Here is a 22,438-nt window from a genome sequence, read left to right as displayed (position 1 = left end):
CGGTCACCAGGAGTGACCTTGCGCATCGAGCCGAGAGGCCTCTCTGACCGACCCCTCCTGCGATGAGTGTGATGTGTCTCTCCACAAAAATCACATTCAAATGTGATGAGGCACACATTCAGCCTCGATGTTTCCTCTGTATGTATATATCAGCACTGCACATGGTGCTCTTCAGGTGAATCCGTAAAAGCCTGCTGCCAGTGGTTCAGGGGAATGTAGGTTCCATGAGTGTTTTCAAAGATGCAAAACATCTATTTCGATATGCTGGACTCTTTGTGATCGGTACCCTGACGTTTTTGGGGATACGCGGTTACATGGTCCCCCGAAGCTTTGGGCAGTATGGGCACTATCGCGGGAACGCAATCGGCGAGATTGCCGCACGCCCCGTTCACTTTGCCGGTCACCAGACCTGTGAGACATGTCACGCCGATGTCCTGGAGCAGAAGAAGGATGGCAAGCATGCAAAGGTGAACTGTGAGGCATGCCATGGCGCCCTGGCAAAGCATGCCGACGATCCGTCCTCCATGCAGCCTGCCAAGCTCGACACCGCCGTGCTCTGTGTTCGCTGCCACGCGGAGAGCGCTGCCAAGCCAAAGGGTTTCCCGCAAGTAGCGGCTGCAGACCACTCCAACGGTGTACCCTGTGAAACCTGTCACCAGCCGCACAGTCCGGCCATAACCGCTGGAGGTGCGAAATGAATATCACGCGACGCCACTTATTACTCCTTTTACCTGCGGCAGCAGTCGCGTGGGAGTCGGTCCTCGCCGGAAATCCGGAGGATTCTCCCAACTATAAGATGACCGAGCATTGGTGGGGCATGCTGATCGACATCCCTAAGTGCATCGGTTGCGGGAATTGTGTTCGCGCATGCCAGACCGAGAATGATGTACCGGATGGCTACTTCCGCACCTGGGTAGAGCGCTACCGTGTGTCGGACTGGAACCTGGAAAATCATCTTGACGTTATTTCGCCCGATGGTGGCAAAGAGGGATTTCCTTCCGCCAGCAAAGAGGATGACGGAAAGTACTTCTTCGTTCCCAAGCTCTGCAATCATTGCGCAGACTCTCCCTGCACGCAGGTTTGCCCGGTAGGCGCAACGTTTATTAGTCCAGATGGCGTCGTACTGGTGGATCAGAAATACTGCATGGGCTGCGCCTATTGCGTTCAGGCCTGCCCCTATGGCTGCCGTTACATCCATCCGCAGAAGCACGTCGCAGACAAGTGCACGCTCTGTTATCACCGCATTACCAAAGGACTGACAACCGCGTGCTGCGAAGCCTGTCCAACTGGCGCACGTCAACTCGCGGACTTGAAGAACCCGAACGATCCGATTCACGAATTCTTGAAGACCCACAACGTGCAGATATTGAAGCCGCAGATGGCCACTGGCGCGAAGGTGTACTACAACGAATTGGATGGTTCGGTACGTTAGAAATTTGCATGGTTGGGCGCAACAAGGAGATTGGTGACCATTATGCCCGGTGTTGAAGGTTTCATGTATCCGAACGAAATCGCTCTGCAGTGGAGCGTGCTGATCGTTCTGTATCCGTACATCACGGGCCTCGTTGCCGGCGCGTTTATTCTGGCATCTTTAGAGCGCGTGTTTCGAGTGGACGCGGTTAAGCCCATCTATCGCGTGGCACTGCTGATAGCGCTGGCCTTCCTGATTGTTGCTCCGTTGCCATTGCAGTTTCACCTTGGCCACCCGGAGCGCTCTTTTGAGATGTATTTCACGCCTCATCGCACGTCGGCGATGGCGATGTTCGGGTTTGTCTACCTCTGGTACCTGATGGCGGTGCTGGTCACAGAGATCTGGCTGGAGTTCCGGCGCGACATCGTGCTGATGTCGCAGACCGCGAAGGGCTGGAAGCGCTTTCTCTATCGCGCGATGACTCTGGGCTCGACCAACATCAGCGAGGGGGCTCTCAAGATAGACGATCGGGTGGGCTGGATCATCACCGTCATAGGTATCCCTTCAGCCTTCCTGCTGCACGGATATGTCGGGTTCATCTTTGGTTCGATCAAGGCGAATCCCTGGTGGTCTTCTCCGATGATGCCAGTGGTATTCATCTTCTCGGCCATGGTGTCTGGGATCGCGGCCGTGATGGTGCTGTACATGTTGATGATGCGGTTACGCGGCAGGCCGATCGACATGCGATGCGTCGATACTGTTGCGACATACCTGTTCTATATATTCATCATTGACTTCAGCCTGGAGATGATCGATCTGATCCATCGAATCTATGAGGCGGATGAATCTTTCCGCAGCCTCAACTTCATGGTTCATACCAAGCTCTACTTTTCGCAGATTATCGTTCAGATCTTTCTCGGCACAGCCGTTCCCATGTTCCTGCTGGGGTTGACGCAGCTGTTCAAGCTGTCTGAAGTTGCGCGGAAACGGGTTTACGCGGTGTCCGGAACTCTGATTCTGATCGGCATCTTTGCGATGCGCTGGAATGTTGTGATCGGCGGGCAGCTCTTTTCCAAGAGCTTCCTTGGATACACAACATACAAGATGGCGCTGGCGACACGAGAAGGCCTGTTGATGGCGATTGCATTGACATTGCTGCCCCTGGCGATCTTGTGGGTACTGGTGAGGATTCTTCCTCCTTTCTCCGAAGATGCACATGCTTCCGCTCCGGCAATTGCATCGGGTGACTAAGCACGAGAGAAGTCTGGAAAGTCTGGCTAAGTGAGTTGGGGTCATGGAGAATCTACTCGACACCTCAGAACGGCTCAATGCACGGCTGGAGGATCTGGAACGTCGTGTCAGTGCTCTGGAACATACCTCCGAGGTACCGCGACTCGCTGCGGCACAACCAACTAGCTCAAATGGAACATTGCTTCCCGCCACGGATGCCCTCCCACTCACGCAAGTGGGAGGACTCACCGTGGTGGGTCGAGCGATGCTCGGCATGGCTGGCGCATATTTGCTGAGAGCTGCAGCGGAATCCAGTTCCTTTCCCAAGCTGGCGATCGTCATTCTCGCATTCGCTTATGTAGGAATGTGGTTGGGATGGGCAGCATGGGTGCCTGTCGAGGCGTGGTTCGCACGCGCCACTTATGCCAGCACCTCGGCTTTGATCCTTGCGTCCATGCTCTGGGAGCTCACGTTAAGCTTCAAGGTTTTGCCCACGTGGGGAACAGCAGGTGTGCTCGCGGCATTCGTCATCGCCGGCAACAGTCTGGCGTGGAAGCGCCACCTCACATCCATCGTCTGGGCCACGAATCTTGCCGGCGTACTGGCTGCTTTTGGTCTCTTCATCGGTACGCACGATATGGTGCCTTTTCTATCGGCTCTTTTGCTCATGTCGCTTATCAGCGAGTATGCGGCGGACAGAGATCGATGGCTCGGCGTCAGGCCCTTGGTGGCATTGGTAACCGACGTTGCGATATCGGCGTTGATTTATATCTACTCGAATCCGGAGGTCGTCCACACGGATTACAAAAACATCAGCAGGGGAGTGCTGCTGGCTCCCGGTTGTATTCTGCTTTTGATCTACGGATCAAGCATCTGTTATCGGACGATGCTGCGCCGGCAAAGGGTCAGCTTCTTCGAGGTTGGCCAGGCAATGATCTCGTTTCTGCTGGCGGCCATGAGTGCGCTGTATTTTGGATCGAGCTTCGGGTTAACTGCGCTGGGTGTGGGCTGCCTGCTTTTTGCCGCGATAGGTTACTCAATCGTCTTCTTATATTTTGATGGTATTCCCGATCACCGGAACTACCAGGTATATGCTGCTGGCAGTGTAGCCCTTGCCGTAGTCGGCGCATTCCTGTGCCTCCCGCACTACTGGCTTCCACTGTGCCTGAGTATCGCTGCGGTTGCTGCCATTTTTCTAGGGGCTCGAAGGGTTCGCCTGACTCTGGAGTACCACGGGCTGGTGTATCTGGCGGGAGCCGCGTACGCATCCGGATTGCTGTTTTATGCCACCCGTGCACTGGCGGGAACTTTTCCCGCACGGCCGCCATGGATCGTCTGGGTGGTCTCGATAGCGGCGATCCTCTGTTATGCCGTGGCCGGGCGCTTCCAGGCGGAGCAATGGAAGCAGAGGCTGCTCGAGTTGCTTTCGGCAGCGTTGGCGGTTAGCGCCACAGTTACGATTCTGGTAACCATCCTTGTGTGGGTGATGGCGGTGGCTCTCACTATCGATATCACGCACGTTGCGGTAATTCGTACGCTGACGACGTGCGGGGTTGCGCTGGTGATTGCCTTCAGCAGTTCCCGCTGGCGACGGATCGAACTGGTATGGATTGCCTATGCAATACTCGTTTTCGTAGCGGCGAAGCTGCTGTTCGAGGATCTGGCGCATGGCCACCCAGGATTTATCGCTGCCTCGTTCTTCCTCTATGCGGTTACCTTGATCCTGGTTCCTCGCATGGTGCGCCTCGGCCATCGCGTATAGTCATGAGCCAATTCGCAAAAATCAGTGGATAGGATTTTCTTGCGGACTGTCATGGGAGTGGCCCAAAGGCGGCTCCGCTCAGAGCATTCATAGCATGGCGGGATAGGCGAAATAGCCCTCTATTAGGAATGCCGCAAAGCAGTCCAGTGCCAGCCCGAGCGCGCTTTGCCTCCCGGGATTACAGTGCGAAGGCTGAGCCTATATAAATTTCCGAAAAGACAACCTAACAGAACGCCGACGACTTCTCAGGACACGTCAGGACAGGCCATTCCAGGCTGATTCCGGGAGGGAACTAATGGCGAGCGTTGGAGAGGTTCTTTTTGATACGTTGCTCTTGAGTGGCGTGAAGCGAGTCTATGGGCTTCCGGGGGATTCGCTCAATGCGTTTACCGACGCGATCAGCAAACACAAGGAAATGGAGTGGGTGCATGTGCGCCACGAAGAGGCGGCTGCTTTTGCGGCCGGAGCGGAAGCGCACCTCACCAATCGCCTCGCAGTCTGCGCCGGAAGCTGCGGCCCCGGTAATCTGCACTTTATCAACGGCCTCTTCGACTGCCATCGCAGCCGGGTTCCAGTGCTGGCGATTGCCGCGCAGATTCCCAGCACAGAGCTTGGTACCACGTATTTTCAGGAGACCTACCCAGAGGTTCTTTTTAAGGACTGCAGCCACTATTGCGGTGTGATCTCCGAGGTGGATCAGATGCCCCGAATTCTTGCGATTGCCATGCGAACCGCAATCGCGAAACGAGGCGTCGCCGTCATCGTTCTGCCCGGAAACATCGCGACCAGGGATTGTCCCACGGCAGCCGTGTCGCTGGGGTTTCTCAGTAACGATTCGAAGGTGGTTCCGCCGGCGCAGGACCTGGCAAGCGCAGCGGCGCTGATGAACGATGCGAAGAAGGTTACGATTCTGGCTGGCGCGGGCTGCGAGGGGTCGCATGCGGAGTTGCTGCAGATCGCCGAGCAGCTTCAGGCTCCCATCGTGCATGCATTTCGCGGCAAGGAGTTCGTCGAGTATGACAACCCTTACGATGTCGGCATGACCGGCCTGATTGGCTTTGCGTCTGGTTACCGGGCGATGATGAATTGCGATATGCTTTTGGCCCTGGGAACGGATTTTCCTTATCCCCAGTTTTATCCGGAAAAAGCCAAAAAGGTTCAGGTGGACATTCGGGGAGAACAGATTGGCCGTCGAACTGTGATTGACGTGGGTTTGATCGGGTCAGTCAAGGAGACGATCAACGCGTTGCTGCCGCTGCTCGGCCCGAAGAAAGATGGTGCACATCTTAAAGAGAGTATCGAGCACTACCAGGCAACCCGAAAGGATTTGACGGATCTTGAAATTGGCAAGCCGGGAGCATCGCCACTTCACCCGGAGTATGTGGTGCATCTTGTGGATGAAATGGCCGCCGAGGATGCAATCTTCACTGTGGATGTTGGCGCGCCCTGTATATGGGCCGCACGCCATCTTCATTTTAATGGTAAGCGCCGGCTGCTTGGCTCCTTCTCCCATGGATCGATGGCGAATGCGCTGCCACAGGCGCTGGGAGCGCAAGCTGCGTTTCGTAGCAGGCAAGTAGTTTCCCTCTCCGGCGACGGTGGGCTGGCTATGCTGATGGGGGAGTTGCTGACGGCGGTGCAGAACAAGCTGCCTGTCAAGATTATCGTCTTCCACAACGACGCGCTCGCTTTCGTAGAAGTCGAGATGATGGCCGCGGGTATAGTGCCGTTCGGAACGGATCTACAGAATCCCGATTTCAGCATGGTCGCACAAGCATGTGGCCTCTTCGGAGTTCGCGTCACGAAATCGGAGGAGTTGAAGCCCGCGCTTCAGGATGCCTTTGCGCATAGTGGTCCCGCACTCGTAGATGTGCTCGTACACCGGCAGGAGATTTCCATGCCTCCAACGATCACTGCCAAAGAGGTGCTGGGATTCGGTCTCTACCTGACGAAGAGCATTCTGAATGGACGTGGGGATGCCATTATCGATCTGGCGAAGACGAACCTGTTAGACCGTCTGTTGGGAAAGTGAGATCTTGCGACTGTAGGTAATCAGGCAGCATCTGCAGAAGAGGAGCTTACGTGAAAACCAGTGTCAGCATTCCCTCGGGCAGCGGCATAGCGCCAGGTACTGAACAGAAGCGCTATATCGTTGCCTGGCTCCTCTGCCTGGTCTTCTATTCGATTGAGTACGCTTCGCGGTCGGCACCGAGCATCATGGTCCCGGAACTCGCTAAAGCCTTCTGGACGACTTCGATCGGCGTCGCCGCTCTTCTGGGAACGTATTACTACACCTACTCCCTGACGAGCCTGATCGCGGGTGCCTCGCTCGACTGGGTAGGCGCCAAGCGGGCTCTTCCTGTCGGCCTTCTGCTTTTCGCGGCAGGCTGTCTTTTGTTTCTCGTTCCGTCGATTGGCGTGGGATATGGAGGCCGACTGCTGCAGGGAGCAGGGTCTGCCTTTGCGTTTACCGGCGCAGTGTACCTGGCCTCTCGTGGACTCCCATCCCGATGGCTTAGTACTGCGATCGGCACAACCCAATGTCTGGGAATGGCAGGCGGTTTTGCAGGCACGTTTGTCCTGGGGCCGATGCTGCAACGAGGAATGAACTGGCAGACGGTATGGCTTGGTCTTGGCATCGGCGGATTGCTTATCGGAGCTCTCCTCTTTGCCTTCACACCGTCTGTAGCTCCGTGGGCTGCCGAGGGCGGCCTCATGCAGTCGTTTGTTTCTCCCTACCGCATCGTCTTTCGTAATCCGCAGTCCTATCTTTGCGGCATCATCGCGGGACTTCTCTTCGTGCCCACCACGATTGGAGCCATGACCTGGGGGGTGTCCTTCTTTCAAAAGGACCGTGGCCTTACCTATGCCAATGCGGTGACAACAGCGTCTCTGATTACGATGGGCTGGGTCGTCGGAGCTCCTGCGCTCGGCTGGTTGGCGGATTGGCTGGGACGCAGAAAACCCGTACTGCTCCTGGGCATCCTTACGATGATCCTCATGATGCTTCAGATGATTCTGCTCCCGGCCCGTCTACCCATCTCGATCAGTTGTTTCCTCTTTGGATTTGGTTCCGGAGCCGCCATGATTCCGTACTCCATCATCAAGGAAGTCAATCCAGACAACGTGAAGGGAAGTGCCACTGGAGCGATGAACTTCATGACCTTCGGCGTCAGCGCGATTGTCGGTCCTGTTTTTGGCAAACTTGTCGGTCCAGGTTTCCTCCATCCCATCAACCAGCTCCAGCACTTTCAGGACAGCCTGTGGTTCTGGATCGGGGGTGCTCTGCTTGCGCTCCTGTTGACAATTCCACTTCGCGAAACTGGGAGGGCGCTTGCTCGGGCATAGGGTGGGCTCCAACGCGACCCTTGCAGTCGCTACAATAAGGCATTGCCTGGCATCGACCGTGTGCTTGTCTAGCCGCAATGTCAGGCTCATATTCATAGTGCTTGGCCTTGCCATCGTTTTCATGTTTCTGCACCTGGTGGGAGCACATTCGCGGAGATGCAATGACAAAGACAGTCGTAATCTGCGGGAATCTATTCGATGGTCTCAGCGACACGTTGCTCGGTCCAACGGAGATTTTGATTGAGGGCAATACGATAGTCGAGCTTTCCGGCTCGGTTGGACGCCCGGCCGGCGCAAAGATATACGATCTGAGTGACCGTACCGTATCTCCCGGCTTTATCGATACCCATGTGCATCTTTGCGTGGATGGCATGAATCTTGCGCGGCAAACCCTTCAGTGTTCAACGGCCAAGGCGCTTGCGGGGCTTCACCATGCTCAGCAGTACATGCGCTACGGGTTCACAACTCTTCGGGACATGGGCACACTGGATCCGGAGTGGCCCACAATCGAGCTGCGCAATGCAATTGATGGAGGCCTGGCTCGGGGACCGCGCCTGATCGTGGCTGCCCACATGATCAGCTCGACCGCGGGACACGGAGACTTGCAGGGGATGCTCCCGTGCCGCTGTCACATGGGAGTGTCGAGGGTTGCGGATTCTCCTGCAAAGATTCGCGAGCTGGTTCGAATGGAGCATGCATTCGGTGGCAATTGGATCAAGACCATGAATACCGGAGGGTACATGAGCGCCGGTGACGATCCTGCGAAGGTCACATGGTTCGAAGATGAAATGCAGGCTCTTGGACAAACGGCACAGCAACTCGGCATGCCACTCGCTGTACACACTGGAGCGGCAGAAGGGTGCAAGCAGGCGCTGCGCGCAGGTGCCCGCAGCCTGGAGCACTGCTATCTTATCGATGACGAAGGCATCGCCATGGCGGAGAAGGCCGGGGCGTTCCTCGTGCCTACCATGCAAATGACGCGGGAGGACAAGGCGCTGCTGAAGGCAGGCAAGCTTCCTGATCAGGCAGTCTGGAAGTTTCGCCGCGACGTCGTGGCGATCGAGGAAGCGCAAAGGCGCATCGCGCAAAGCAATGTGAACGTTGCGTTCGGAACAGATTGCGGCATGTTTCCGTTCAGTGAAGGAATTCTCGAGTTTCAGGCGATGGTAGCGGCTGGCCTCACGGCAGCACGCGCGTTGAAGGCAGGTACCAGAAAGGCCGCCGAATTATTGCAGCGTGATGATCTGGGTATACTCGCGCCGGGCAAACAAGCCGACATAGTAGCCATGCCGGGGGATCCTTTCAAAGATATTGCAGTGACCGGTAAAGTCGATTTCGTCATGAAGGCTGGCCGAGTCTATCGCCACGGCCCGTTTGATCTTTTTCAGTAGCAGGCAGTTTTCTGCGGAGTAGAAAGACCAGCCTTATTAAAACGTCTTGGAAACTCTGAGTGTGACCTTGATCCCGCTCATTCGATTCCGAACGCCGGTTTCGATGTAGCTGTTTGCCCGAAGCCAAAGTCCCTGGCCCCCAAGCTGTATGCCTGGGCCAAGACCAATCGTTCGCTCCCTGGAACTTCGCACATCCTTTTCATTGATCCTGTGATCGGTTATCTGCTGAAGCCAATAGCCATTGAAGCCAAGCCGGAAGTCCTTTCGGACTGCATACGATGTAGCGTAGTTGGCATGAAACGCTTGCCCTGCCTGGATATCCTTGAAGCCGAGCCCTTCGAATGGCTCATTATTTTCCGAGTTCCACAGATAGTGAAATCTTAAACTTGCTTCCAATTTCGAATTGGGAGCATAAGTCACTGCGTAGTAGGGATTCAGAGCAACGGAATGGCTGCCTATATTTGCGGGGCGTTGGGCGCTGTACTTTCCGGTAGGCAATACAATGTCGAATACGAAGCGCTGCGCGATAATTCCGTGGCTGAGTGTTTTCGATGGCCACTCCAATATAAGCGGACTTACCGTCAGATCGCCGAGGCCACGAACTCTTTCACTTGGGCCATTCGCGAGATTGACATCGAGATCGACGAGCGGCAACAGCACCTCGCCACCATACAGGCCACCCCAGAGACGTTTTTTACTTAGGAACACAAGATGCGTCGTGGTGCTGACTGCGGTTACACGGTTTCGTCCAGGGAGGGTGTTCCCGTTTGCATCTTTCATTTCGCTTGCGGTGTAGTAGTCTGGAAACTCTTCTCCAAAAAATCCCGAACCTGCATAACCGTCCTCGAAGTTTGTGTCCCCTAAATTCACTGTAGGCAGCGAAACCTGTGCTCGGCCGATATGCGGGAACGCTAACATGCATCCAGTCGTGCAGAGAAAAATCATCCCCTGTCGCGACTTTTGACTTCGCAGAATGAGGATCGTCGCCACGTACGCAAGTAAGACAACACAAGGCGGTCCGAAAAGGAGCAGGGAATGAGGGGCCATATTTATCTCCAACCAGCGTTACTCATCATAACGACTCTACGGCCCCGAATTATCGCATTGCGCTCTCGATATTCCTGAAATGTGGATCTTGAAGCGCTTAGTTTCTCCAACCAATACTTCATGGTTGCGATTCAAATGGTTCGTTGGATCTTAAAAAAAATCAGATTATTTAACTGACGTGCGATTGGCGTAAGCAACATGTCTAGCATCTGTCTGCCTCTGCAGAGGATGATCCATCACCCCAAGTGAGCTATTTCCGAAGACGGTCACGAAAGAGACGCCGCCCATTTATATCGATCTACATGGTCTGACATTTAAATGACAGGAGTTTGACTTTGTTATGACAAATCTTGCCCATGCAAAGGTCAGCCTTCATTGGTATGGAGGTTCTTTCCTATGCAGCATGTATGGAGCAACATGAAGACTGAAACCAATCGTCGTTCGTTTGTAAAGAACGGGATAATCGCGGCAGGTGTCGCTACTGTCGGCGTTGGGTTCCCGGCGAGTGGTTCGCCCCTTTTGGCTGAAGAGGGGCCAGAGGAACACAGCGGTTCTCTAACACGTGGGGACGCAGCTTTGCTTCGCTTCGCGGCGGCAGCAGAAATCCTGGAAACGGACTTCTGGGTTCAGTACAACGAACTCTGCGGCATTCCAGATAGCGAAGTTCCAGGCGGAACCGGGAATCCCGCCTTTACTGCCGCCCTCACGGTTTTAGATTCCGATATGGCCCAGTACGTCCATGACAATACGGACGATGAATTTACGCATCAAAACTTTTTAAATGCCTATCTGGTCTCAAAGGGCGCTGAGCCAGTGAACCTTGAGCCTTTTCGTACCCTGCCTGGTAGCGCTGCAACCGGCTCCAGCGGAAAATTACGACTCACCAACCTGATGGAACTCACACTCGATACCAGTTGGTGGACCCGTTACCGCAGCAGTTCTCATAACCCTGATCTGGATCCGGCCTTCACTTTTCCGCAAGCGATCCCAACCCTTGCCGTGGGAAAGCATACGGCTATTCCCAGGACCGACGCGGACACCGTTGATCCCAACTTCCTGCAGGCGATTGCGAATACTGCCGGCTTCCACTTCCCGACAATCGAACAAGGCGGCAACAGTCTCTATCCGGCGATGGCCCAAAGAGCGACCAGTACGGAGGTTCTGCGCATCTTGATAAGCATTGGACCGACTGAAACCATGCACTTCCAAACCTGGGCTGACAAAGCGGGCAATGCTCCTCCTCTGACCGCCAAGGATCCCGTGACAGGAGTATCTGTAACCTTCCCCGACTTGAATTCTTCGCCGTTTGGTGGAGAGGACTTTCAGACCAACTTAATCATGCCTGAACCGTGCCCCTTTCTCAGCCGTAAACTCCCGCCATGTTCCATAATCAGGCCGACAGCAACACGGGGGATCGCCATGGGGGTGGTCAACTTCTTGACAGCCATGGGGCTTTTTATCGGCCATTCACCGGCTTTCTTCGCGCTCATGCACGATCTGGCCGAGGATGCCGATGAAGCCAGACGTGGCTGATCCAACGAAAACGGATGCGCCGACGAACCGTCAGCTCATCGGCGAAACCGACGCAAAGCAACAATACGGAGATGGGGAAGTGAGGGGGCTCTTGGTCGCTTCACTTCCAACATCGCTTGGCAAGCTCGTGCGCTGCCGTCTACCATCCTTCCTCGATCACGGCGGCGAGTAAATACCCGCCTAAGTCAAAATGGCGCATCAATCGGCACGCGTGCCGCTCATTGGCTCACCATTCCTTGGGTGAGCGTGCACTTATCCCCAAAATCGATGCCTATCGCCTCGATCCTGAATTGTCTGTGTGTCTGGTACGCGGATCGTTCTCTCGATCCGTTGCAAGAGGGGCCAGCATAAAGCCTCAGACGACATTCCGTCGCCCGTGCTTCGATAGAAATCGACCCGACTGGGTGTAATTTCGTGGAATCGATGAGGATTATGGCGAAGGGAATAATGTTGCAATGTAATGCACATTTGCAACAGAAATAAAAGGATATACATTAAAGAACTCCAAGCTACCTGTTTCCAGGTCCTGGCTTGGGAGAGCAGTCGACGGCCTCATCGGACAAATTTTACACAGTCGGACCACTGCATGGGCGAAGGTATGAACAACGCACGCCATGTACCCGGAAGCAAGACTGCTGTGCAGACGCCAGCGCCGGTGTCGGCCAACGGCTCCCCTGACTCAGGTGCGCCTACCACGCTGGGCAGTGCATCGCCGACAATCGCGCCGGTCATAGGTCGAGAGTTGTCGCCTCCGGGCACGCTGTTTGAGCCGGGAACGGCCCTGACGCAACGCTATGAGATCCTCGAGATCCTCGGTGAAGGGGGCATGGGTGCTGTATATAAAGCGCGGGATCTGGAGTTGGAGCGAGAGGTTGCACTCAAAGTCATTCGGCCTGAGCTGACTAGTAATCCTGAGATACTGCAGCGATTCAAACAGGAACTGATCCTTGCTCGCCAGATCACGGATCGGAACGTCATCCGCATCTTCGATCTTGGAGATGCAGGGAATATCAAATTCATCACGATGGAGTTTGTTGAGGGTGAGAGCCTTCACAAAATCCTGCAACAACGAGGCAAGCTTGAAGTCGCGGAAGCCGTCGACATCATAGAACAGGTAGCCAGCGGGCTGGCTGCAGTTCACCGGGAAGGAGTCATTCACCGTGACTTGAAACCGGGCAACATCATGCGCGACAAGAATGGCCGGGTCGTAGTCATGGACTTCGGGCTGGCGCGGTCGTTCGCCGGCGATGGAATGACACGAACCGGCACCATGCTGGGCACGATCGAATACATGTCTCCAGAGCAGGCGCAGTGCCAGGAACTGACCGCGAGTTCCGATATCTTTACGGTCGGTCTTATCTTGTATCAATTGCTGTCGGGGACCATGCCTTTCCACGCGGAGAGCGCGATTGCCAGTCTGGTAATGCGGACGCAGCAGCGGGCTATCCCCCTGGTGAATTCAGACAAGAAGATTCCGGTCCTTCTGAGCAACATTGTTTCCAAATGTCTGGAGACGGATCCGGCGCGGCGCTATCAAAGTGCGGAGGGACTGGTCGCGGATATTCGCGCATATAAAGGCCAGAGAGGCTCGAAAGTCTCTGCTTCCACGGCTCGCCTGAGAATGAATCGCATCCGGGAACTGCCCTGGAAGTGGATTCCGATGACTGCCGTTCCGGTGATTCTCGCGGTGACCGGAGTTGTTTATTACATGAACAGCAGGTCACAAGCCGCGAAAGGGTTAACTCATACCCCGGTCTCGGTTCTGGTGGCTGACTTTCAGAACAACACAGGGGATAGCCTGTTCGACGATACTCTGGAGCCCATGTTCAATGTGGCTCTGGAAGGAGCCAGCTTTATCAACGGCTTCAACCGGGGCTCAGCACGGAAGGTGGCTGCGGCACTTCCAAATCCCGCTCATACGCTGGATGAGCAGACCAGCAGACTGGTAGCCGTCAAAGAGGGTATTGCTGCGATTGTTACCGGCTCTTTGAGCAAGCATGGTGGCGGCTATGACCTGTCAGTAAAAGCGATCGATGCTGTGACAGGGAAGACCCTTTCCGATGCAAGTGTCACTACCTCAAACAAAGACGCACTGCTGTTGGAAATACCCAAACTCGCAGTACCGATTCGTCAGGCGCTGGGCGACACGACGCCAAAATCGGTACAACTGACTGCCGCGCAGGGAACTTTCTCCACCGACAGCCTGGAGGCAGTGCACCAATACAGCGTTGGAATGGAACAGCAATTCCAGGGGAAGTGGACAGATGCACTGCAGTCATTCTCGAAAGCGACACAGCTGGATCCTAACTTTGCCCGCGCCTATGCCGGGATGGCTGCCGCTTCTGGAAATCTTGGTCAACTGCAGGACGCCGAGAAGTACGCAAAGTTGGCGATGGAGCATGTGGACCGGATGACCGAGCGCGAGCGCTATCGTGTTCGGGGCCTCTACTACATCTGGACTCAGAACTGGCAGAAATGCACAGAGGAATATGGCGATCTGATACGAGAGTTTCCTGCCGACAACATTGGGCATAGCAATCTCGCGGCTTGCTATGCGCGCCAGCTTGATATGCCGAAGGCAATGGAGGCGGCGCGAGTAGGGCTGAAGATTATGCCCAATAACGTCATGGCGCGCATGAACTCCTCGCTGTACTCGTGTTATGCCAACGATTTCCCGAGTTGTGGCCGCGGCGGCCGCGAGGTGCTTCAACTGAATCCCACGTACGAAGAGGCATTTCTCGTGATTGCGCACGCCGACATGGGAGAGGGACAGCTATCGCTGGCTGCAGCAAGGTATCAGAGTCTCGAAAAGATCAGCCCCCGGGGCGCTTCGCTTGCCGCCTCGGGCCTGGCAAATCTAGCGCTGTATGAGGGGCGATATCAGGAGGGGATCCAGATTCTCGAGAAGGGGATTGCCGCTGATTTGGCAGCGAACAATCCTGCCGCTGCGGCGGATAAGGTCTTAATGCTTGCCTATGCGAATCTATGGCGGGGTGACAAGCAGGAGGCAGCGGCTGCCGCACGGCGCGCAATCGCGCTCCGTCAGTCTGCAAAGGTTCGTTTTCTGGCGGCTCGTGTTCTGGCCGAAGTTGAGGAAACCGTTGGGGCGCGCCAACTCGCCAGCGGCCTTGGTTCCGAGATCCATGCCGAACCACAAGCCTACGCCAAACTGATATTGGGAGAAGTTGCGTTGAAGGCCCACAACCCAGGTCAGGCGATCCAGTTGTTTACCAGCGCCAAGGCCCTATTGGATACGTGGATTGGCCACTTTGATCTAGGCCGCGCCTATCTGGAGGCTGGAGCCTTTGAAGAGGCGGATTCAGAGTTCGATCGTTGCATCAAGCGGCGAGGAGAAGTGCTGGAACTCTTCATGGACGACATGCCCACCTACAGTTTTCTACCGGCAGTTTATTACTATCAAGGCCGGGATCGCGAAGGGCTGAAGAGCAATGGCTTCGCTGATTCCTATCGCACCTATCTCAGCATGCGCGGTCAAAGCACGAACGATCCGCTGGTGGCTGAGATTCATCGACGGCTGCACCAATGAGTTGGTGAAGCCGTCGATGACGAGAGTCTGGAATGGGTGCGCTCTCTTATCGTTCCTGTATCGCTCCTGCATGCACAGCAGTTTGAGGAGCGAGCCGAATCTCCGGACCGCTCCTCTCGCGCTGTCTCAGAACTTCACCGTGACCACCACAAGACCTGAAGGGCCGCTCTGAGCACCCTGCTTATTTGTGTCGGTTACGAAGTAGGTGTACGTCACCCCATTTTTCACGGTGGTGTCGATGTAGGACGGTGAGGGGGGCATGCCCGTCAGCGTCTTAAGAACGCTGAACTTGCCCAGGTTCAGGAGAACCTGCGAAGGTCCATACGATCCGACCGCGCGCCATATAGTGTAAGTGCGAGTCTGACCAAAGGCGGGTGCCGTCCAGGTGAGCGGAATGTTCTTCCCGTTTTCCAGAAAAGCTCCAGAGGATGGTACGCAGCCGGGAACGCCGCTCAAGGCCACGGTGCAGACTAGTCCCGTTGGCACGTCCGCGGTGGATGTGGCGGTCTCCTCGTTCTGATCGATTCCGCCGCCTGCAAAGTTGATTCCGCCACCGGCAAAATTAATACCACCACCGGCAAAGTCAATTCCGCCGCCTGCAAAGTCTATGCCACCGCCAGCGAAGTCAATTCCGCCACCGGCAAAATTGATGCCACCGCCAGCAAAGTTGATGCCGCCCGATTCACCGAATGCGCTGGTGCGGGCGCCGATTTGCTGTAGATTCATCGTCTGCGAGTCGTTGGATCCGGAGAACGGCGCATCGCCAATGATTCCGTTATGGTTCAGGTCTTCGGCCGAAAGCACCTGATCGGGCACGATTAAGTCGTTATTCCAATCGAGCGCCCCGGGGAAAGAACCATCGACCCGAACGGCCGGCGGTTCATTCGGCAGCAGTGGAGTGCCGTCGCAGTGCGCTGCCGCATATCGCCCACCGGAGGTGTTTTGAAGCAGAACATCGAGCGTATTCGGAGGTGCATACCAGCGCGTGGCATGTGCGGCGGCCTGGCCGGTGTTGATATCTGTTCCGATTCCCGTGGATTCGTTCGGAGAGGCCTCATTCAGCGGCGCGAGCGTCTGGAAGGAGTAGTCGTATCCTCCGTCGCCAAACCCGCGAACCTGAAACAGGTAATTCATTGCGCTGAGGTAGTTTGGAGCGCAGTTCAGTCCATCGGTGGGTACGCTGGGATTGTTAGGATCCCTATAGAACGTACCGCCGTGGGTAAGAGCCAGTGTGTGACCGAGCTCGTGCAGCAGCGTGCCCGTCTGTTCCGCGGCTGTACCCGTTGCATTGCTGCAATAGGCTTGTCCCGAGGACAGCGGCTGGCTGGGGTCGGGCTGGCAGTTGGCGGGATCATCCGCCCCCCACAGACCGAAGGTAATCGCAGAGTCCGCACCGCCTCTAAAGTCGGAATGCCCGGAAGAGCTGCTTGGCCCGAGGTAGGTGACTGCAAGCTGCGGCTCGTTGCCGGAGTTGTAGGTGCCATCCGCTACGCCCGCCGTGGTAATGGTAAACGTCGTCGTGTAGACGTTATTGACGAGGTTCGAGCTCTTCGTATTGCTGAAGAAGTAGGTGCCGTTGAGAGACGTCTGGCCGAGCGCTCCTGCGATGTGGATGCGATTGCTGCTCCCATCACTGCATCCGGAGATGGCAGCATTCGGGCAGTCGCCGGGCTTAATAGCTCCCGGAGGGGATTGAAGCGTGATGGTTGCTGTATTCCCGGAGTTCACAATGGACACGAGCTGCGGGATCGCCGTATTCGCGAGCCTATAGCCCAGAGTGCTCCAGTAGGACCTGGGCTCGCCCAGAGAATGACCGAAAAGAACGTAGTGGTAACTCTTCGTTCTGCCGGACTGGAAATTGCCGAGTCCCGTCGAAGTCTGAATTGCAGCGAGGCCGCCTTTCCAGCCAACTGCCGGCTGACCCGGAAAGGCGCATAGTGTGGCTCCGTCGGAACACAGAAGCTGACCCTCAGAGATAGCATTCCCTCCAGTCCCTGCCGGGACGACGTACGGATCACCCTGATAGATGCCTGGGCCAAGGTCGAAATGGACCCCGATGTTCTGTTTGGCAAAAGTCGCGCCTACTGCGTCCAGCGCGTCCTGCTTTGGCAGGTGGGAGTGCAGATGAGGTCCTGCGGAGCCATCCAGATTTGTGAGGTAATCGAGTTCAACAAAGATGTCTTTTCGATTCGGATTGGCATTGGGAAGCGCAACCCACTGACCGCTCACCGCATCGGTATATCCCTGATTGTTCTCCCAGGTATCAAGCAACCCGTCCCCATCAGAATCCTGGACGGTTGTGCTAAGAATCATGGCTCCCCAGGACACACACCCGCTGTTGCTCTGCGATGGTACGACCGAAGTCGTCTCAGAGGTATCAGTCGTCTTGACATATCCGTAGTTACTCAAAATCCAGGTCGGATTGTCCCACGAGCCATAGATGCCCGGAAAGGGTGGTAATGCCCCATAGAGCGATGGAAGAGGCTGCAGAGCATTGTTCAGATAAACTTGTTCGCTCTTATTGGCCTGTCCATTAGCGACGATGTGTGTAATCTTCGCCTGTGGATTTACAGACGGCTCATAGAAGCCCGCCAGCGATTGGCTGATGGTCTGCGCCGTATTACTGGGAGCAAACGAGCCATCGTAGAGAACGATAGAATTCAGCGGAAGCTCGGGCGAAAGTACGCGGTAAATAATTACAAGAGTCGCGCCCAACGCAACGGGTACTCCGTTGCCGTTGCTCCCACTGTCCACCAGGCGGACCTGAAACTTACCATTGGCGACGGTTGCGCCGAAAGTGGATGAAGCCGGGTCTGTATCCAAAGGCAGGTATGGACGAACATCGGCGCGATACGTGCGCATCGTCTTCGATCCCTGCGACGAGCCGGAACATCCACCGGTACTCCAGGATGTGGGCGCATTCGGATTTCCCAGCACAGCTCCGCTGACGGCATACCCATTGAAGTAAGCGCTCTTCCCGGCGAAAGACGATTGGTTGCCTTCTACAGTTGCCCAGTAGAGGTAGGCCGCGACGATGGAGGCTCCTTTGGGTACGGAAGCCGATACTCCATTTTGAATGGGTTGCAGTGTGTCCGGAACGCTGATGATGCCAGGGGCGTAACCGCTCCCGTCTGGTGCTCCCTTTATCCAGCCACCAACAACGTAATCGCCCGTCACAAAGTAGTTCTGAAATATTGTGAGAGGATTAGTTCCATTCTGCGCTAACCCTGGCAGGCACCCTGCGATCAGCGATCCCACCAGCACCATTACAAGTGCCGCTCGGCGCGGCAGGCGAAATGAACAGGACATTTGAGCACAACTTTCGGCTGCTGAATTTGTGGGGGGAGTTCGAATGTAATGACGAACGCTCTAAGTGTCAAGGTAGGAGTAGAGGATATTCAAAGTTTTTCGCGCGCGACGAACGTTGCACATTTAGCGCATTTTTTAACATTGATGCGCACCGATGAATGTTGCATTTATTTTCACAGTCAGCGCGAACTAGAGAACTGGATAGGCTGCAAGACAGGATGGAGGGGATGTCAAACCGTTCAGGAACTCTCACGGCATGCCAATAGCAGGATCAGGGATGTGTCTATCGATAGAGTCTCGCGGTAGGGTCTCGCGATAGACGAACCCTGCGAATGGAGCGAACTCCCACGCCATGCGACTGTTTCAAAAGTTCTGGTTTTGAGAGTGGATCTTGAGAAATTTCTGTGCTGTCACTATCGATGCCGATTGACTCATTTGGAATCAATGGCGGGGACGACGGGGCTCGAACCCGCGACCTCTGCCGTGACAGTTAGACCCACGGTCGTAACCTGTTGATTCTAGGAGCATCGGTGGCACCGAAAAGCATCTAAAATCACCCAAAATCCAAGTTCCGTACCGTCGTCCGTACCGTCAAAATACAGCCTCAGACTGTTGCCCCGCACGGGCACAATGACGGCAGAGGTCTACCCGCGCAAATGCCTAGAAGGTGCCCTCCTGTGGCCGCGTGCGTCCCGCTAGCAAACGTCTGTGTTTTCCTCATTCGCAGCAGCGTAAAATAGGCACATCTCTTTTCAATCGCCAAGGTGAATCGTGATTGAAGACAACGGCAAATCGCGTCCTGTTCGGACTCGGGACTCCCTTACCACTCAGCACCTTAAAGAGGCGGTAAAGCAAGAGGCGCTCACGTTGACCACGGGACACCTCCAAGAGATGCTGGCAGCCGAATCATTGACCACGGCCCACCTGAACCAAACGCTAAAAGCTGCGGAGGCGCAAGGCGTCACGGTCAAGCCCGGCATTTCGCCCACCAAGAATAGAACCATTTCATCACCCAAAACGGAGAGTAAATGAGCGACAAAAAGGCAATAGCGAATGACAGCCTAACGACATCGCATTTGCAAAGAACGCTAACAACCGCCCACTACAAACAGCAAGTCCAAAACCAGCAATCTGGTCAGAGTCAAGGACAGGGACAAGGCGGACAATCGGGGAGCACCGGACAGTCCTCAAGCCAAGAGAAGTGAGGCGTTGCAAACATCTGACCAAATTGCGCTCCTGGCTCTCATCGTTGCGATTCTCGCCCTTTTGGTTGCGCTCTTAGCGATCTACAAGGGCAACAGAAACGCATCGGTCGCAACGCTTGTCACGCTCTATGAGGCGTCCCGCCAAGCGTTTCAACGGTTCCTTTCCGCAAAGACGGAAGATGCTAAGCGGTACGAGTTGTGTGAGCTGATGAATCTTCTTGAAATTGCCGCCGCGATTTTGAACGAGCGATCATTTGCGGGTGTGTCTAAAGAGATTCAGAGAGAGTATCTAAACGAGGTGCTCGAATTGCTCATTAGCGACCAATACGCACGCGAGACAATTGACAAGATGCTGAGCGCCCCCACCACCTTTGCGCACATTCGCAAGTTCTACAACGCAAAGCGCAGTCAACCGTTGAGCGTGGTTACTCCACGGCAGTGGTTTCAGCTCTAGTCCTAGCTCATCACCGCGATATGACTGGTGCCCTGGAGCCTCTTAACCTGCACCGCACTCCACTGACCGCCCCTAGCTGTCGTGATGCCGCGCCGGTTTAGTCCGTCCGCAATCTGGCGAAGTGAGACCCCACCTTCTGCTTTGATGGCCTCAACAATCGGGGCCAAATCGTTGGCCCGCTTGTGTGCCTGTTCCGTGCGGACTTTGACGCTTGCCGCGTTAGCCTTGTTCGCCACGGTTTCTACGGCCCAACGTCTCCCACCCAATTTCGTGCCTCTGGCCTTGGCTGCTCCCAAGGCGGCCTTGGTGCGGTCTGAAATGGCCTTGGCCTCATACTCCGCAAGCGCGGCCATAACATGCAGTGTGAGGCGGTTCGCCTGTGGCAAGTCAACGGCCTCAAACTCTATGCCCGCCTCCATGAGATTAGCGATGAAGGCCACGTTGCGGGCGAGACGGTCTAACTTGGCAATCAGCAGCTTGGCACCGTGAACGCGGCACAAGGCCAAGGCGCGGGCCAGCTCCGGGCGGTCGTTGCGCTTGCCGGATTCCACCTCAACCACTTCCTCCACCAGCTTCCACTTTCCACCGTTGAGGTAGCCCAACACAGCGGCCCGCTGTGCTTCCAAGCCAAGACCCGAGCGGCCTTGCTTCTGTGTTGAAACCCGAAGGTAGGAGATGAATTTACCGTTTGCCATGGTCTTGCCTCACCCGTAACGATAACCACTATGGACGTAGTTGTAAATGTAACACGCACCTCAGCAGGATTCAAGACCGATTCTCACGGCGTCAATCAGTTCTTTTCATGGACGGATTGGATTGAATAGCGCACGGTCCCCTTGTTGGGCACCTGGACGGCCATCTCCCCGCTACCCGCTTCGATGTGCGCCGGGAAGTCTCTGCCCACGTCCGGTACGTCTATTGGCTCGTAATATGCGACGTAAAGCGGCACGCCCTTTCGATCAACGCTCAGCTCATACACTTTGCCGTTGAGCGTCCCTGTCACATCCACGGCGGCATCCGGTGTCACGGACGTAATATGCAACGCGTTCTTAGCCACCCGGTGACAGCCAACGCATAAAGGAACGAAGGTGCAAAGCACCACGACTCTTTGCCAACTGCTTGCTCTGTTGACCACGTACATTCACCTCGTACCGGCTTTAACGCTTAATCGAGCAACAACGCGCTCATAGATAGCGCGTGGTATGCGGATGGTTCTGAATCTCCGCTTGTGGAGTTTCTCGGGACGCTCCAAGATGATGACTCCGGGCTCACGCTCAAACGTGCGGATAATGGTACCTCGGGATAAGCCGGTCAACGCGGCCACCTCATCCACGGTGTACGGCGTTCGGATGTTTCCAACTCCCCGGTTGCCGCAGAACGGGCAGAATTTCCAGCGACTCAGCAGACGTGTATAGGACTCATTGCAGTCCGGGCACCGAACCTGTTCTAGCTCCATGCTGAAAGGATGCTGCGAATATCCAGAAATGTCAATTAAGTCTTCTTGAATGTGATCGTTACACGTTACGCTTAGTAGCCGTTATGATGTCACGTTATGAAGTCACCAGAGGGTTGGCCTTGCAGCAAAAAGCCCCTCGGGGATCATTGAGCGCGAACAGATGTTCTGCAAACCGCACGAAGTCATCTTTCGGCGCACTGCCGGACATCATTGACGGGGAGCCGTGGTGTAGAAGGTAGTCTGCAAGAATAGCGACGGGAATTTTGGGCTCCCGGCCATTGGCTAGGTTGCGCAAGGACGCTTGTGCCTTGGACGGCGTGATTTTGACGTACATCGTTTTCTCCATTTCTGACGCATCACAACTCGCCTTAAAATAGAGAGGCCAATTGCAATACGACACTCGCGTGTTTCGATTTGGCTAACGGGCCGGTGTTGGTAGCACCGGCCCACTTCTTGTTACTGCTCTTTGCTGTCCCGCTGCCGCGCTATTTCCTCTTCCTCTTCCTCGCTGCAATCTCGGTGGCTTTCAGCTCTGCCCTTTTCTTTTCACGTGAGCGGGCCGTCCGATACGCGACCCCATGTGCGGGCTTGCAATAGTCCACGTTGTCTTGTTTAGAAACGAATGGGACTCCGCAATGCGGGCAAACGCGCACGCTCTTGATGAAGAGTGCCGTAGCAACCGCCGTGCTCATCTCAGGGCAGTAGACGCCCGGCGTTGCCTCATGCTCGCCACTGAAGGGCCACC

Annotated in this window: 16 protein-coding genes; 11 read left to right on the top strand and 5 right to left on the bottom strand. The window is 55.5% G+C overall.

The genetic code is table 11. From position 1 onward, the window contains the following. Nucleotides 1-224 precede the first annotated feature (224 nt). The 7 genes from VM554_03615 (at nt 225) to VM554_03585 (ending at nt 9,142) form a co-directional block, all read left to right on the top strand. Nucleotides 225-698, top strand: a complete 474-nt coding sequence (locus VM554_03615; GenBank protein HVJ07444.1) for a multiheme c-type cytochrome — start codon at nt 225-227, stop codon at nt 696-698. Then, the gene (locus tag VM554_03610; GenBank protein ID HVJ07443.1) at nt 695-1,432 is read left to right on the top strand and encodes a 4Fe-4S dicluster domain-containing protein; all 738 of its coding nucleotides are present in this window, start codon (nt 695-697) and stop codon (nt 1,430-1,432) included. Before VM554_03615 ends, VM554_03610 begins: the two co-directional genes overlap by 4 nt. Nucleotides 1,433-1,474: 42 nt before the next feature. After that, nucleotides 1,475-2,662 carry an NrfD/PsrC family molybdoenzyme membrane anchor subunit gene (gene nrfD, locus VM554_03605; GenBank protein ID HVJ07442.1) on the top strand — a complete coding sequence of 396 codons (1,188 nt, stop codon included), beginning with the start codon at nt 1,475-1,477 and terminating at the stop codon, nt 2,660-2,662. A 43-nt stretch (nt 2,663-2,705) separates the two neighbouring features. Continuing rightward, nucleotides 2,706-4,403, top strand: a complete 1,698-nt coding sequence (locus tag VM554_03600) for a hypothetical protein (GenBank protein HVJ07441.1) — start codon at nt 2,706-2,708, stop codon at nt 4,401-4,403. Between the two features lie 295 nt (nt 4,404-4,698). Next, nucleotides 4,699-6,435 carry a ubiquinone-dependent pyruvate dehydrogenase gene (gene poxB / locus VM554_03595; protein ID HVJ07440.1) on the top strand — a complete coding sequence of 579 codons (1,737 nt, stop codon included), beginning with the start codon at nt 4,699-4,701 and terminating at the stop codon, nt 6,433-6,435. 50 nt (nt 6,436-6,485) lie between these two features. Further along, entirely contained in the window at nt 6,486-7,751 is a 1,266-nt protein-coding gene (locus VM554_03590; protein HVJ07439.1) for an MFS transporter, read from the top strand. 161 nt (nt 7,752-7,912) lie between these two features. After that, the gene (locus tag VM554_03585; GenBank protein HVJ07438.1) at nt 7,913-9,142 is read left to right on the top strand and encodes an amidohydrolase family protein; all 1,230 of its coding nucleotides are present in this window, start codon (nt 7,913-7,915) and stop codon (nt 9,140-9,142) included. Between the two features lie 36 nt (nt 9,143-9,178). Here VM554_03585 and VM554_03580 read toward each other — a convergent pair whose 3' ends face one another. Continuing rightward, entirely contained in the window at nt 9,179-10,060 is an 882-nt protein-coding gene (locus tag VM554_03580) for a transporter (protein HVJ07437.1), read from the bottom strand. 546 nt (nt 10,061-10,606) lie between these two features. On the opposite strand from VM554_03580, the gene VM554_03575 reads away from it, so the two are divergent. Next, nucleotides 10,607-11,722 carry a hypothetical protein gene (locus tag VM554_03575; GenBank protein ID HVJ07436.1) on the top strand — a complete coding sequence of 372 codons (1,116 nt, stop codon included), beginning with the start codon at nt 10,607-10,609 and terminating at the stop codon, nt 11,720-11,722. Between the two features lie 586 nt (nt 11,723-12,308). Continuing rightward, the gene (locus VM554_03570) at nt 12,309-15,269 is read left to right on the top strand and encodes a serine/threonine-protein kinase (GenBank protein HVJ07435.1); all 2,961 of its coding nucleotides are present in this window, start codon (nt 12,309-12,311) and stop codon (nt 15,267-15,269) included. A gap of 126 nt (nt 15,270-15,395) precedes the next feature. Here VM554_03570 and VM554_03565 read toward each other — a convergent pair whose 3' ends face one another. Next, complete coding sequence (locus VM554_03565; protein ID HVJ07434.1) at nt 15,396-18,578, bottom strand: hypothetical protein; 3,183 nt, start codon at nt 18,576-18,578, stop codon at nt 15,396-15,398. Nucleotides 18,579-19,349: 771 nt separating this feature from the next. On the opposite strand from VM554_03565, the gene VM554_03560 reads away from it, so the two are divergent. Together VM554_03560 and VM554_03555 are read left to right on the top strand one after the other, a co-directional pair. Next, nucleotides 19,350-19,610: a hypothetical protein gene (locus VM554_03560; GenBank protein HVJ07433.1), complete on the top strand. Its 261-nt coding sequence runs from the start codon at nt 19,350-19,352 to the stop codon at nt 19,608-19,610. Nucleotides 19,611-19,787: 177 nt separating this feature from the next. Beyond that, nucleotides 19,788-20,237, top strand: coding sequence for a hypothetical protein (locus VM554_03555; protein ID HVJ07432.1), 450 nt, complete (start codon nt 19,788-19,790; stop codon nt 20,235-20,237). A 2-nt stretch (nt 20,238-20,239) separates the two neighbouring features. Here VM554_03555 and VM554_03550 read toward each other — a convergent pair whose 3' ends face one another. The 3 genes from VM554_03550 to VM554_03540 all read right to left on the bottom strand — a co-directional run bounded on the left by VM554_03550 (nt 20,240) and on the right by VM554_03540 (nt 22,027). Next, the gene (locus VM554_03550; GenBank protein ID HVJ07431.1) at nt 20,240-20,932 is read right to left on the bottom strand and encodes a recombinase family protein; all 693 of its coding nucleotides are present in this window, start codon (nt 20,930-20,932) and stop codon (nt 20,240-20,242) included. A 95-nt stretch (nt 20,933-21,027) separates the two neighbouring features. Then, nucleotides 21,028-21,279: a hypothetical protein gene (locus tag VM554_03545; protein HVJ07430.1), complete on the bottom strand. Its 252-nt coding sequence runs from the start codon at nt 21,277-21,279 to the stop codon at nt 21,028-21,030. Nucleotides 21,280-21,787: 508 nt separating this feature from the next. Next, nucleotides 21,788-22,027 carry a hypothetical protein gene (locus VM554_03540; GenBank protein ID HVJ07429.1) on the bottom strand — a complete coding sequence of 80 codons (240 nt, stop codon included), beginning with the start codon at nt 22,025-22,027 and terminating at the stop codon, nt 21,788-21,790. Nucleotides 22,028-22,438: the final 411 nt, after the last annotated feature.

Source organism: Acidisarcina sp., assembly GCA_035539175.1.
Classification (GTDB): Bacteria; Acidobacteriota; Terriglobia; order Terriglobales; family Acidobacteriaceae; genus JANXZS01.
This window is presented reverse-complemented; position numbering and strand designations above follow the sequence as displayed.